General features: G+C 72.9%; 12 protein-coding genes. 3 read left to right on the top strand and 9 right to left on the bottom strand.

All coding sequences use genetic code 11. From position 1 onward, the window contains the following. Positions 1 to 824: FAD-dependent oxidoreductase (locus tag BGO91_RS09070; protein ID WP_290472436.1), on the bottom strand; the 824-nt coding region annotated here is incomplete at its 3' end. A 178-nt stretch (positions 825 to 1002) separates the two neighbouring features. After that, a complete protein-coding gene (locus tag BGO91_RS09065) occupies positions 1003 to 2463 on the bottom strand; it encodes a helix-turn-helix domain-containing protein (RefSeq protein ID WP_290472435.1) in 1461 nt (486 codons plus the stop codon). A 123-nt stretch (positions 2464 to 2586) separates the two neighbouring features. On the opposite strand from BGO91_RS09065, the gene aceA reads away from it, so the two are divergent. Together aceA and aceB are read left to right on the top strand one after the other, a co-directional pair. Beyond that, entirely contained in the window at positions 2587 to 3906 is a 1320-nt protein-coding gene (aceA, locus tag BGO91_RS09060) for an isocitrate lyase (RefSeq protein WP_290472434.1), read from the top strand. Between the two features lie 37 nt (positions 3907 to 3943). Beyond that, entirely contained in the window at positions 3944 to 5578 is a 1635-nt protein-coding gene (gene aceB / locus BGO91_RS09055; RefSeq protein WP_290472433.1) for a malate synthase A, read from the top strand. A gap of 19 nt (positions 5579 to 5597) precedes the next feature. Here aceB and BGO91_RS09050 read toward each other — a convergent pair whose 3' ends face one another. Both BGO91_RS09050 and BGO91_RS09045 read right to left on the bottom strand, forming a co-directional pair. Beyond that, complete coding sequence (locus tag BGO91_RS09050) at positions 5598 to 5972, bottom strand: DUF488 domain-containing protein (protein ID WP_290472432.1); 375 nt, start codon at positions 5970 to 5972, stop codon at positions 5598 to 5600. Beyond that, entirely contained in the window at positions 5969 to 6538 is a 570-nt protein-coding gene (locus BGO91_RS09045) for a carboxymuconolactone decarboxylase family protein (protein ID WP_290472431.1), read from the bottom strand. Before BGO91_RS09045 ends, BGO91_RS09050 begins: the two co-directional genes overlap by 4 nt. 230 nt (positions 6539 to 6768) lie before the next feature. Between BGO91_RS09045 and BGO91_RS09040 the strand changes: the two genes are divergently transcribed. After that, complete coding sequence (locus tag BGO91_RS09040) at positions 6769 to 7587, top strand: NmrA family NAD(P)-binding protein (protein ID WP_290472430.1); 819 nt, start codon at positions 6769 to 6771, stop codon at positions 7585 to 7587. On the opposite strand, the gene BGO91_RS09035 is transcribed toward BGO91_RS09040, so the two are convergent. The 5 genes from BGO91_RS09035 to nadB form a co-directional block, all read right to left on the bottom strand. Continuing rightward, a complete protein-coding gene (locus tag BGO91_RS09035; RefSeq protein ID WP_290472429.1) occupies positions 7584 to 7946 on the bottom strand; it encodes an iron chaperone in 363 nt (120 codons plus the stop codon). The genes BGO91_RS09040 and BGO91_RS09035 overlap by 4 nt on opposite strands. Positions 7947 to 8055: 109 nt before the next feature. Then, entirely contained in the window at positions 8056 to 9483 is a 1428-nt protein-coding gene (locus BGO91_RS09030) for an MDR family MFS transporter (protein ID WP_290472450.1), read from the bottom strand. A gap of 177 nt (positions 9484 to 9660) precedes the next feature. Next, positions 9661 to 10812 (bottom strand): cysteine desulfurase family protein, encoded by a 1152-nt coding sequence (locus tag BGO91_RS09025; protein ID WP_290472428.1) that lies wholly within the window; start codon positions 10810 to 10812, stop codon positions 9661 to 9663. Next, positions 10809 to 11669, bottom strand: coding sequence for a carboxylating nicotinate-nucleotide diphosphorylase (nadC, locus tag BGO91_RS09020; RefSeq protein WP_290472427.1), 861 nt, complete (start codon positions 11667 to 11669; stop codon positions 10809 to 10811). The genes BGO91_RS09025 and nadC overlap by 4 nt, the downstream gene beginning before the upstream one ends. Beyond that, positions 11663 to 13234 (bottom strand): L-aspartate oxidase, encoded by a 1572-nt coding sequence (nadB, locus tag BGO91_RS09015; RefSeq protein ID WP_290472426.1) that lies wholly within the window; start codon positions 13232 to 13234, stop codon positions 11663 to 11665. Before nadB ends, nadC begins: the two co-directional genes overlap by 7 nt.

Below are 13234 nucleotides of genomic sequence, written 5' to 3'. Positions count from 1 at the left end.
CCCTGCCGCCCGCTCCAGCCGATCGAGGCGAGCTGGGCGTCCGACAGTGGCTCGGTCATGAGCACGTAGTCGTACACCGGCACCGTCTGGAGGCGGTTGCGCTTCAGCAGGCTCGGGAAGACGTTCGTCGCGAGCGCCGTGCGCTCGGCGCGGACCACGCCGCGCGGCGTCTCGAGGGTGGTGCCGTCGCCGATGCTCTCCACCGGGGAGTGCTCGAAGATCTCGACCCCGAGGTCGGCGCACGCCCGCGCCAGGGCCCTGGCCAGCTTGGCCGGGTGCACCAGCGACGAGTCGGCGGTGCGGAGGAGGCCGGCGAGGTAGGTGGGGGAGTGAACCTCGGCGCGCACCGCGTCGGTGTCGAGGAAGACGGCGTGCTCCCCGTCCGCGGCCTCGCGCAGCCACTCGACCTGGTGCGGCTCGGTGGCGAGGTCGATGGCCCCGTTGCGCTCGAAGTCGGCGTCGAGGCCGAGCTCCCCGATGATCGCCTCGATCTCGTCGAGGTTCCGCATCCCGAGCCGCTGGAGCTGGTCGAACTCCTGCGGGAAGCGGCTGAGGCCGTTGTCGTCGCCGTGGGTCAGGCTGGCCTCGCAGAAGCCGCCGTTTCGGCCGGAGGCCGCCCAGCCGATCCGGCGGCCCTCCAGCAGCACCACCCGGGCGGCCGGGTTCTCGCGCTTGGCGAGCAGCGCGGTCCACAGTCCGGAGTAGCCGCCGCCCACGACGGCGAGGTCGCAGGCGAGATCGCCGGTGAGTGTGGGATACGCGTCGCCCGGCGCATCCTCGATCCAGAAGACGGACTGCCGGGTGCCTGCGAGGCTGTGCCTCACGACGGACGCGTCCGGTCGGCTCCGCTCGAAAACCGTACTGCCCACTCGACTCACGCGCCTCTCTGCTGGGTTTGTGACATTCTGCTCCCTGCGACCCCGACAGAACGACGGATTCCGTACCGAATCCGGCCGCATTCCATCCATTCCGTCCGACGAGCGGCGACAGATGCCCGGCTGATCAGGGCTGGTGGCGTTCGAGGAAGTCGTAGACCTCCGTGGTGTCCACGCCCGGGAACGTCCCCGTCGGCAGCGCAGCGAGCAGCGACGTGGGTGTGCGGGCGGCCGGCCAGGCCTGCCCCTCCCACCGCTCCGCCAGTGCACCGGAGGGGCGGCGGCAGCAGCTCTCGTCCGGGCAGCGCGAGAGGGCGCGGTGCGGGGTCTCCCGGCCGCGGAACCACTTCACGTGCTCGAACGGCACGCCGACGCTCACCGAGTAGTCGCCCTCCTTGGCCTTCTCGATGCGGGAGGTGCACCAGAACGTCCCGCGGGGCGTGTCCGTGTACTGGTAGTACGGGCTGAACCGGTCCTCCACGTCGAACACGGTGCGCGCCGTCCAGCTGCGGCAGACGGGCGTGCCCTCGATCGCGCCGAGCGCGTCGGACGGGAACGCGACCGAGTCGTTCTCGTACGCCTTGATGATCGTGCCGGACTCGTGCACCTTCATGAAGTGCACCGGGATGCCGAGCCGCGCGGTCGCGAGGTTCGTGAACCGGTGCGCCGCCGTCTCGTACGACACGGCGAAGGCGTCGCGCAGGTCCTCCATGGAGATGCGGCGGAAGTTCTTGGCCTCCGTGAGCACGGCCACGGCGTCCTTCTCGGGCAGGAGGAGCGCCGCCGTGAGGTAGTTGGTCTCGATCCGCTGCCGCAGAAATTCCGCGTAGTTTCGCGGCTCGTCGTGGCCGAGCAGCTGCGACGCGAAGGCCTGCAGGATGGGGGAGCGGGAGTCGCGGGAGGCCGACTGCTCCGTCGGCAGGTAGATGCGCCCGTTGCGCTTGTCGGTCACCGAGCGGGTGGAGTGCGGCAGGTCGCCGACGTAGTGCAGCGAGAAGCCGAGGTGGTCAGCCATGTCGGCCACCGTCTGCTGCGAGACCGGGCCGCCGGCGTGGCCGACGGCGGCGAGCAGGTCGGCCGCGATGGCCTCCAGCTCGGCGAAGTAGTTGTCGCGGGCGCGCATGGTCGCGCGCAGCTCGGCGTTCGCGCGGCGGGCCTCCTCCGGGGTCGCGGCGCGCTCGCGGTGCAGCCGCTCCACCTCCTGGTGCAGCGCCAGGATGGCCCGCAACGTCGCGTCCGGCACCGCCTTCGACACCCGCACGGGATCGATCCCGAGCGCGTTGAAGACCGTGCCGCGCTGCGCTCGCTCCACCGCGATCTCCAGGGCGGCGCGCTCGTCGGGCGCCTCGGGGGCGAGCAGGTCGTCGACCGTGACGCCGAGCGCCGTGGCGATGGCGCGCAGCTGCGGGAGGCGCGGCTCGCGGTTGCCGTTCTCGATGGTGGAGACCTGCGAGGGGGCGCGGTCGATCGCCGCGGCCAGGGCCTCCAGGGTCATGCCGCGCTGCACGCGCGCCGCCCGGATGCGCCGCCCCAGGGTGAGCGCGTCCGCCGCCAGGTCGTCGTCGACCGTGTCTGTCATGCAGGCCATGCTGACACCCGCCGGAAGTTCTGGCAAACAGAAGAACGGCCGGATTTCTGTCGGCGGATCCGTTCGGGACGGCGCGCGCCGGGCACAGGATCGTCTCAACCGAACCGACCGATGGAGGTCACGATGAGCACCGCAGCCCACCCAGAGCCCCGCCCCGGCGACACCGTGCAGACCGCCGCCGAGCTCCAGCTGGAATGGGACGCCGACCCGCGCTGGTCCGGCATCCGCCGCGACTACACCGCCGCCGACGTCGTCGCCCTGCGCGGTCCCGTCCGCGAGGAGCAGACGCTCGCCCGCCGCGGCGCGCAGACCCTCTGGGAGCTGATCCAGCGCGACGGCAGCGGATCCGGCGCCCGCTGGGTCTCGGCCCTCGGCGCCCTCACCGGCAACCAGGCCGTGCAGCAGGTCCGCGCCGGCCTCGAGGCCATCTACCTCTCCGGCTGGCAGGTCGCCGCCGACGCGAACCTCTCCGGCCAGACCTACCCCGACCAGAGCCTGTACCCGGCCAACTCGGTGCCCGCGGTCGTCCGCCGCATCAACAACGCGCTGCTGCGCGCCGGGCAGATCGAGGGCGTCGACGGCGCCGTGCGCGACTGGATGGCGCCGATCGTCGCCGACGCGGAGGCCGGCTTCGGCGGCCCCCTCAACGCCTACGAGCTCATGCACGGGATGATCCAGGCCGGCGCCGCGGGCGTGCACTGGGAGGACCAGCTCGCGAGCGAGAAGAAGTGCGGTCACATGGGCGGCAAGGTCCTCATCCCGACCGGCCAGCACATCCGCACGCTCAACGCCGCGCGCCTCGCCGCCGACGTCGCGGGCGTGCCCACCATCGTGATCGCCCGCACCGACTCGCTGGCCGCGACCCTGCTGACCAGCGACCACGACGAGCGCGACCGGCCGTTCCTGACCGGCACGCGCACGGCGGAGGGCTTCTACGAGGTGACCAACGGCATCGACCCGGTCATCGCCCGCGGGCTGGCCTACGCGCCGTACGCCGACCTCCTCTGGGTCGAGTCGGCCGAGCCGGACCTCGAGCTGGCCCGCCGTTTCGCCGAGGCCGTGCACGCACGGTTCCCGGGCAAGAAGCTCGCCTACAACTGCTCGCCGTCGTTCAACTGGAAGAAGCACCTCGACGACGAGACGATCGCCCGGTTCCAGCGGGAGCTCGCGGCGATGGGATACGCCTTCCAGTTCATCACCCTCGCGGGCTTCCACGCCCTCAACCACTCGATGTACACGCTCGCCCGCGACTACGCGTCGCGGCAGATGAGCGCCTACGTCGACCTGCAGGAGGCCGAGTTCGCCTCCGAGGCCGACGGCTACACCGCCACCCGCCACCAGCGGGAGGTCGGCACGGGCTACTTCGACCGCGTCGCGACCGCGCTCAACCCCGACAGCGCCACCCTCGCCCTCGTGGGATCCACCGAACAGCACCAGTTCTGACGGACTGGCCGCACCGACTGACCAAGGAGACACGACCATGATCGAGATCACCGGTCCGACCGTTCCCGGCTCGGACGAGATCCTCACCCCGGAGGCGCTGAGCTTCCTCGACCACCTGCACCAGGCGTTCGCCGCCCGGCGGCAGGAGCTGCTCGCCGAACGGCAGCAGCACCGCGGGGAGGCCGGCAACGGCCGCGACCCCCGGTTCCTGAGCGCGACGGCCGCCGTCCGCGAGGACCCGACCTGGCGCGTCGCCGGCGCCGGCCCGGGCCTGGAGGACCGCCGCGTCGAGATCACCGGGCCGACCGACCCGAAGATGGCGATCAACGCGCTCAACTCCGGCGCCCGCGTCTGGCTCGCCGACCAGGAGGACGCCACGAGCCCCACCTGGACGAACGTCGTCGGCGGTCAGCGCACCCTGCGCGCCGCGGTGCGCGGAGAGCTGGAGTTCGCGAGCCCGGAGGGCAAGGAGTACCGCGTCACGACGCCGCAGGAGCACACCCCGACCATCGTCATGCGTCCGCGCGGCTGGCACCTGGTCGAGAAGCACCTCGCCTTCACCGACCGCGCCGGCCGCACCGCGCCCGCCAGTGCCGCCCTCACCGACTTCGGCCTGTACTTCTGGCACAACGCCCAGGCGCTCGTCGACGGCGGCCGCGGACCGTACTTCTACCTCCCGAAGCTCGAGGGGCACCGGGAGGCGCGGCTCTGGAACGACATCTTCGTCTTCGCGCAGCAGCGCATCGGGATGCCCGTCGGCACGGTGCGCGCGACCGTCCTGATCGAGACCATCCCGGCCGCGTTCGAGATGGAGGAGATCCTCTACGAGCTGCGCGACCACTGCGCCGGACTCAACGCCGGCCGCTGGGACTACATCTTCTCGATCATCAAGACCTTCCTCGGGCGGGGCCGCCGGTTCGCGTTCGGCGACCGGGACCGCATCACTATGACCGTCCCGTTCATGCGCGCCTACACCGAGCTGCTCGTCGCGACCTGCCACAAGCGGGGCGCGCACGCGATCGGCGGCATGAGCGCGTTCATCCCGAACCGCCGCGACCCGGAGGCCACCGAGCGCGCCCTCGCGAAGGTCGCCGACGACAAGCGACGGGAGGCGGGCGACGGCTTCGACGGCACCTGGGTCGCCCATCCCGACCTCATCCCGACGGCGCTCGCGGAGTTCGACGCCGTGCTGGGCGACCGCCCGAACCAGCTGTCGCGGCAGCGGCCCGACGTGCACGTCACCGCCGACGACCTGCTCGACGTGACGTCCGCCGACAGCACCGTCACCGACGCCGGCGTGCGCTCGAACATCTCCGTCGCGCTGCGCTACATCGAGGCGTGGCTGGGCGGCACCGGCGCTGTCGCGATCGACGGCCTGATGGAGGATGCCGCGACCGCCGAGATCTCGCGCTCGCTCCTCCGGCAGTGGATGGACAACCGGGTCGCCACGCAGGAGGGAACGGCCGTCGACCGCGCTCTCGTCGAGCGGATCCTCGACGAGGAACTCGACCGGCTCCGCAGCCCGGAGGGCGACGACCGCTTCGCCGAGGCCGCGGACATCCTGCGCGAGGTCTCCCTCGGGGAGGAGTTCCCGACCTTCCTGACGATCCCGGCGTACGCCCGTCACCTCGTGGACGCGCCGGAGCCCGAGCGGCTCGCGCTGGCGGGCTGACCGGCTGACCGCTCGCCGGTCATCCGGGGTGGTGCTCGAGGAATCCTTCGAGCACCACCCCGTGGTTCTGTTCGCCGCGCGCCCCGACCAGCAGGGTGACGACGGGATGCGCGCGGCCGACCTCCCGCAGCTCCTCCACCGCGGGATTCGTTTCGAGCTCCTCCTCGTAGCGGGCGCGGAACTCCTCGAACGGCGGGTCCTCGTGGTGGAACCACTGCCGCAGCTCGGTCGAGGGCGCGATCTCCTTCAGCCAGAGGTCCAGCCCGGCCCGCTCCTTCGAGACGCCGCGCGGCCACAGCCGGTCGACGAGCACGCGGAACCCATCGTCGGGCGACGGGTCGTCGTAGACCCGTCGCACCCGGAACGCGCCCACCCGATCCGGCGTCGCGCTCACAGCGGGGCCAGGAGGGCGCCGCGCAGCCGGTCGCTCAGCCCCGGCGGGACGTCCACCGCCACCCCGAGCGCCTGGATCGCCCGGCTGAAGTAGTTGCGGGCCGCCGCGGCGAGCGTGATGTCGACGATCTCCCGGTCGGTGAAGCCCAGCTCCCGCAACCGCAGGGTGTCGGCGTCGGTCATCCCGGCCGCATCGGTGCTGATGCGCTCGGCGTACTCCATCATCGCCACCTCGGCCTCGCTGAGATCGGCGTGACGGTAGTCGCGCGCGATGGCCTCCAGCGGCTCCTCGTCGACGAGCGTCAGCATCCTGGCGCCGTGCGCGAGCCGGCAGTGCTCCGAGTGGGCGCCCTGCGCGGCGGCCAGGGTGACGAGCTCGTAGCGGCGCAGTCCCAGCTGCGCGGCGATGGCCCGCGCGAGCTGCTCCCACGCCAGATACGCCTCGGGATTCACGGCCATGACGCGCGTGTGCTCCGGCACGTAGCCGAGATGGCGCTGGTCGTCCGCGTAGATCTCGGCGACGACCCCGGTCGCCTCGTCAGGTTCAGTGGTCTGGATGATGGACACGGCTGCCTCCTCGTGACGCCCCGACGCGCCCATGATGCCATCCGTCCCGCGCCGCGGCCAGTGCGGATCGGGGGAGGCTGCACTATGCTCGCGGGCAGATGCCGATTCTGCTGCGCGATCTCCGACGGGCCTGACCGTCCGCACGTTCGGCGCGCCTGTGACCGGGTCGTGACACCACGGGAGCCTCCTGGCTCCCGTCCGTCCGCACGACCCCCTCATCAGGAGCAGACATGGAATCCATCCTCATCACCGGCGCCTCCGGGCGCCTCGGCGGCGCGATCGTCGCCGCCCTCGCCGCGCGGATCCCGCGCGAGCGGCTTCGCGTGCTCGTTCGCACCACCCCCGCCGCGGACGCCTTCCGGGCCCGAGGCGTGACAGCCCGGCTCGGCGACTACGCCGATCGAAGATCCCTGGTGGACGCCTTCGCCGGCGTCGACCGCCTCGTCTTCGTCTCGAGTCCGGTGCACGATCCGGCGATCCGGGTGCCGCAGCACCGAGCCGTTGTGTCCGCCGCGGTCGCCGCGGGCGTGCGCCGGGTCGTCTACACGAGCGCGTTCCGCGCCGCGCACGATCCCGGGCATGCGACGACGGAGGCTCTGCTGGCCGAGCGGTTCGGTCACGGCGACGACTCCGGCGCCACCATCCTGCGCAACGGCTTCTACACCGAGCCGTTCGTCGACCGGGCCCTGGCAGAGGCCGTCGTCGGTCGCGTCACATCGGCAGCCGGTGGGGGAGCTCTTGCGACGGCGTCGCTCGTCGACCTCGCCGAGGCGGCCGCGCTCGCGGCGACCCGACCGCCTGCGCGCGCTGTGCTCGAACTGCGCGGCCCCGCGTGGACCTACGACGAGCTGGCCGCCCTCCTCTCGTCCGAGCGCGGCAGGCCGATCGTCCACGAGCGCGTCGACGTCGAAGCGGCAAGAGCCTTCGGCCCGCTGCACGCGCTGGCCGCCGGCGGACGTCTCGCCACCGGGTCCGACGACCTCGCTGAGCTGCTCGGGAGGCCGCCGCGCACGCTCGCGGACGTGGTCCGCTCGGCGCTGCAGCGCTAGGCGCCGAGCTCGCGCAGCCGCACGGCGAGCACCGCCCGCAGCGTCTCCTCGCTCAGGGGCGCTGCGGGCGGGAAGTGCAGGGTCGCGCCGGTGATGCTGCCCTCGGCGAGCGTCCCGGTCAGCTCGGCGGCGGCCGGCGGGCTCATCAGCAGGAGGCTGCAGTCCTTCGCCGTCGCGGAGAGGCCGACCAGTCCCTTCCCGTTCAGGCGGAAGATCGGGACGCGGTAGCTGATGACCTGCTCGACCTCCGGGACGATCGCGACGATCCGGTCCCGCACGGTGCGCAGCGCGGTGCCGAACGGCTCGCCGATCCGGTCGAGGTACTCGTCGACCGTGTCCGCCTCCACTCCGCGCGCCATGCCGCGACCCTAGCGCCGGCCGCGAACGGTCGCAACACGCCCTTTTCCGTGATGTTTCAGCTCGGAAAAGGGCGTGTTGCGACGTCTCGCAGCTCGCGGAGCAGGCGGGTCAGTGCGCGAAGGCGCCGTCGGGGACGGAGTCGGCGGGCTTGCTGATGAAGAAGGAGCCGACGACGGCGAAGAGCGAGATGATCGCGGCGGCGAGGAACGCCACCTTGATGCCGCCGGCGGTCGCCACGTCGAGCGGAGCGCCGCCCGCGGTGAGCGCCGCCGTCTGCGCGGACAGCACGGCGACCAGCAGTGCCGTTCCCGCGGCCCCGCCGACCTGCTGCACGGTGCCGACGATCGCGCTGCCGTGCGAGTACAGGTGCGGCGGCACGGCGCCGAGACCGGCCGTGAACAGCGGCGTGAACATCAGGGCCAGGCCGAGGCTCATCACGATGTGCGCGGCCAGCACCATCCCGACCGGGGTGGTCTCGCTCACCAGGGTGAGCGACCAGAGCGCGAGGCTGACGAGGATGGAGCCGGGCACGACGAGCACGCGCGGCCCGAACCGGTCGTACAGGCGGCCGACGAACGGCGCGGCCAGCCCCATGACGAGGCCGCCGGGCAGCAGGAGCAGACCGGTCGAGAGCGTGTCGAGGTGCAGCACGTGCTGCAGGTAGAGCGGGAGCACGATGATGACGCCGAACATCGCCGCCGTGCTGATCGCCATGAGCACGATCGAGACGGTGAAGACGGGGGAGCGGAAGGTGCGCAGGTCGAGCAGTGCGCGATCCCGCCGCTGCAGGATCAGCTGGCGCAGGATGAACGCCGCCAGGCCGACCACGCCGATCGCGAGCGAGATCCAGAGCGCCGCGCCGGGGCCGCCCGACGCGCTGCCCGACTCGCCCGAGAGGGTGAGGCCGTAGACGAGGCCGCCGAAGCCGAGCGCCGAGAGCACGACCGAGAGCACGTCGATCCGCACCTTCTGCGTCTCGGTCACGTTCTCGACGAAGCGCATCCCGATCAGCAGCATGATGAGCGCGATCGGCAGCACGATCAGGAAGATCCAGCGCCAGGCGAGGTAGTTGAGGATGAAGCCCGAGATCGTGGGGCCGATGGCCGGCGCGACCGAGATGACGATCGAGACGTTGCCCATCGTGCGCCCGCGCTTCGCCGGCGGGACGAGGGTCATCAGGGTCGTCATGAGCAGCGGGAGCATCATCGCGGTGCCCGACGCCTGGATGACGCGGGCGCCGACGAGCACCGCGAAGCCGGGCGCGAGGGCGGCGGTCAGCGTCCCGAGCGAGAACAGCGACATGGCGGTGATGAACATCGCGCGCGTCGTGAACCGCTGGAGCAGGAAGCCGGTGATCGGGATGACGATCGCCATCGTCAGCATGAACGCCGTGGACAGCCACTGGGCGGCCAGGGCGTCGATCTTCAGGTCGTCCATCAGCTTCGGGATGGCGACCGTCATGATCGTCTCGTTCAGGATGACGACGAACGTGGCGGCGAGCAGCAGCCAGATCACCCGGTTGTTGCGGCGCTCGATGCGGCCGCTCTCGGCGGCGGTGTCCGTCGTCGCGGGGTCGGCGAGGACGGCGGGCACAGGTGAGGTCTGCTCAGTCACCGGTCAACAGTACCGACGACGGGCGACACCGGGGGTTTCGCGCGGGTAAACGATCGCGCCGTTCACTGACCGCGAAACCGGGAATAGAACGGGCGCGGATCAGCGGCCCAGCGCCTGCACCGTCCGCACGGCTTCGCCGACCGCGGGGGCGACGGCCGCGAGCTCGGCCGCGCCGACCTCCGGACCCCACGAGAACCGGACCGCCGTGCGCGCGAGGTCCTCCGGGTAGCCGAGCGCGAGCAGCACGTGCGAGGCGTCCTCACTCCCGGCGGCGCACGCCGAGCCGCTCGACGAGACGATGCCGTGGCGCTCGAGCTCGAGGAGCACGGCCTCGCCGTTGGTGCCGGGGAAGACGAAGGAGGCGGTGCCCGGGAGGCGCTGCCCCGGGTGCCCGGTCAACTGCGCCCCCGGAGCGGCCGCGAGCACGGCGGCGACGAACCCGTCGCGCGCCTCGGCGGCGGCTGCCGCGTTCGCCGCCCGTCCCGCGGTCGCGAGGCGTGCGGCGGTGGCCAGGGCGACCGCACCCGCGACGTTCTCCGTGCCCGATCGCCGGCCGCGCTCCTGGCCGCCGCCGTGCAGCACGGGCTCCAGTGGGATGCGTCCGCGCACGAACAGCGCGCCGATGCCCTTCGGGGCGCCGATCTTGTGGCCGGAGACGCTCAGCGCGTCGACGCCGAGCTCGCGCACGTCGAGCGGCAGCCAGCCCGCCGCCTGCACCGCGTCGGTGTGGAACGGGATGCGGTGCTCGTGCGCCAGCGCCGCCAGCGCGGCGATCGGCTGGATGGTGCCCACCTCGTTGTTGGCCAGCATCACGCTGGCGAGCGTCGTGTCCGGGCGCAGCGCCGCGGCGAACGCGGCCGGGTCCACCAGGCCGTCGGGTCCGACCGGGACGAACGTCGCCTCGAAGCCGTGCAGCCGCACGAGATGATCGACGGATTCCAGCACGGCCTCGTGCTCGATCGGAGTGGTGACGATGTGCCGGCCGCGCGGAGAGGCGAGCGCGATCCCCTTGATCGCGAGGTTGTCGGCCTCGGTTCCGCCCGACGTGAAGACGACCTCCGACGCGCGACACCCGAGCCACGCGGCGACGGCTGCGCGGGCCTCCGCCAGAGCTCGCGCCGCCGATTCACCGACGGCGTGATGGCTCGACGGGTTGCCGAAGTCGCCGGTCAGGTACGGCCACATCGCCTCCAGCACCTCGCGGCGGACCGCGGAGGTCGCCGCCGCGTCGAGGTACAGGCCGCCGGTCATGGCGTCTCGACCACCACGTCCAGGCCGAGGTCGAGCGAGCGCACGCTGTGCGTCAGGGCGCCGGAGGAGATGACGTCGACGCCGGTCTCGGCGATGGCGCGCACCGTGGCGAGGCTCACGTTGCCGCTGGCCTCCACGATCGCACGGCCGGCGATCAGCGCGACGCCCTCCCGCAGCTCGTCCAGGGTGAAGTTGTCCAGCATGATCGTGTCCACGCCCGCGGCGAGCACCGGCTCGATCTGGTCGATGCGGTCCACCTCCACCTCGAGGTGCGTCGTGTGCGACAGCTGCGCGCGGACCGCGAGGAGGGCGTCGGTCACGCTCAGTCCCGACTGCGCGGTGAGCACGGCGAGGTGGTTGTCCTTCGCCATGACGGCGTCCGAGAGGGAGTAGCGGTGGTTGTGGCCGCCGCCGGCCCGGACGGCGTGCCGCTCGAACGCACGGAGGCCCGGCGTCGTCTTGCGGGTGTCGACGACGCGCGCGGAGGTGCCATCGACCTCCCGGACGAACGCGGCCGTGAGGGTGGCGATGCCGCTCATGCGCTGCGTGAAGTTCAGGGCCACGCGCTCGCCCTGCAGCACCGAGCGGGCCGGGCCGCTGACGGTCGCGAGTGTGTCGCCCGCGGCGAACTCCTCGCCGTCGGCGCGCTCGAGCACCACCTCGATGGCCGGGTCGGTGAGGGTCATCGCCGCGGCGAAGACCTCGCCGCCGGCGAACGTCCCGGGCTCCCGCGCGACCAGGCGCGCGGTGGCATATGCCGATTCCGGAATGAGCAGTTGGCTCGTGAGGTCGCCCCAGGGAGCGTCCTCGACGAGGGCGGCGCGGACGACGGTCTCGATGATCTGGCGGGTCAGCATGCGACGGCGGCTTTCTGGAGGTCGGCGGCCGGGGCGAGCACGGTGTGGCGCGCTGCTCCGGCGGAGGTCAGGGGGAAGTCGGAGCGGTAGTGGGCGCCGCGCGACTCCTCGCGGGCGAGGGCGGCGGCGACGACGAGGCGGGCGACCTGCAGGAGGTCGCGGTCCTCGCCGGGGGCGGGCTCGATCGTCGCGGCCAACCGGGCGGCCGCGGCGGTGAGCCCGGCGCGGTCGCGGTGCACGCCGGCCGCCTCCCACATCAGGGCGCGGAGGCCGTCGCGGTCGAAGGGGAGCGTCGCCTCGACGGGCCGCTCGGTCCCGCCGAGCGCCTCGGCCCGCTCGGCCCGCGGATCGGCCGCGGGCTCGGCGACCGCCGCATCCGTCAGCCACGCCGGCGCGGCCTCCCACGGCGCGCCGAGCGCCTGCACGGCGCGCTGGGCGAAGACCAGCCCTTCGAGCAGCGAGTTGGAGGCGAGCCGGTTCGCACCGTGCGCGCCGGTGCACGCCACCTCGCCGACGGCGAACAGCCCGGGGAGGGTCGTGCGGCCACTGGTGTCGGTCGCCACGCCGCCCATGACGTAGTGCGCCGCCGGGGTGACCGGCACGGGTTCGCGCGCCCAGTCGATGCCGGCCGCGCGGCACGCGGCGTCGATGGTCGGGAAGCGGCGGGCGAGGAACTCCGCGCCGAGCGCGGTCGCGTCGAGCACGACCGGCCGTCCTCCCTGCGCGGCCATCTCGATCGCGATGCCCCGGGCGACCACGTCGCGCGGCGCCAGCTCGGCGTCGGGATGCACATCCACCATGAACCGCTCGCCGCGCGCGTTGCGCAGCACGGCGCCCTCGCCGCGCACGGCCTCCGAGACCAGGAACGACCCCGGGATCGCCAGCGCGGTGGGATGGAACTGCACGAACTCCAGATCGGCCACCGCGGCTCCGGCCCGCCACGCCGCGGCGACCCCGTCCCCGGTCGCGACGGCGGGGTTGGTCGTGTGGGCGTAGAGCTGCCCGAAGCCGCCGGTCGCCAGGATGACGGCGTCGGCCGCGATCCCCCGCTCGGGATCCTGCTCGGTGCGCACCAGCACCCCGGCGGCGGCGCCGTCGCGCACGACGACCTCCCGCAGGAACGCGTGCTCCACGATCTCGACCGCGGAGGCCCGCGCCGCGGCGACGAGCGCCCGCTCGATCTCGGCCCCGGTCGCGTCGCCGCCCGCGTGCAGCACGCGGGGGCTCGAGTGCGCCGCCTCCAGTCCGCGGGCGAGCCCGTCGCCGTCGCGGTCGAACGCGACGCCGAGGGCGATCAGCTCCCGGATGCGCTGCGGGGCGTCGCCGCACAGCGCCTCCACGGCCTCCCGGACGCCCAGCCCGGCGCCGGCGCGCAGTGTGTCGTCGACGTGCGCCGCCGTGCTGTCGTCCGCGAAGAGGGCCGCGGCGATCCCGCCCTGCGCGTACCGGGTGTTGCTCTCGGCGAGCTCGCCCTTGGTGACCAGGACGACGTCGTGGTCGCGGGAGGCCCCGAGCGCGGCGATCAGCCCGGCGATCCCGCTGCCGACGACGACCACGCGGGTCAT

The sequence above is a fragment of the Leifsonia sp. 71-9 genome (assembly GCF_001898805.1).
GTDB lineage: Bacteria > Actinomycetota > Actinomycetes > Actinomycetales > Microbacteriaceae > Leifsonia.
This window is presented reverse-complemented; position numbering and strand designations above follow the sequence as displayed.

Bases quoted from the DNA above. Each gene is read 5' to 3' on its own strand.
- BGO91_RS09025 (WP_290472428.1), bottom strand. From the start codon at position 10,812: ATGACCGGCGGCCTGTACCTCGACGCGGCGGCGACCTCCGCGGTCCGC.
- BGO91_RS09035 (WP_290472429.1), bottom strand. From the start codon at position 7,946: ATGGCGCGCGGAGTGGAGGCGGACACGGTCGACGAGTACCTCGACCGG.
- BGO91_RS09040 (WP_290472430.1), top strand. From the start codon at position 6,769: ATGGAATCCATCCTCATCACCGGCGCCTCCGGGCGCCTCGGCGGCGCG.
- aceB (WP_290472433.1), top strand. From the start codon at position 3,944: ATGATCGAGATCACCGGTCCGACCGTTCCCGGCTCGGACGAGATCCTC.
- nadB (WP_290472426.1), bottom strand. From the start codon at position 13,234: ATGACCCGCGTGGTCGTCGTCGGCAGCGGGATCGCCGGGCTGATCGCC.
- nadC (WP_290472427.1), bottom strand. From the start codon at position 11,669: ATGCTGACCCGCCAGATCATCGAGACCGTCGTCCGCGCCGCCCTCGTC.
- aceA (WP_290472434.1), top strand. From the start codon at position 2,587: ATGAGCACCGCAGCCCACCCAGAGCCCCGCCCCGGCGACACCGTGCAG.
- BGO91_RS09065 (WP_290472435.1), bottom strand. From the start codon at position 2,463: ATGGCCTGCATGACAGACACGGTCGACGACGACCTGGCGGCGGACGCG.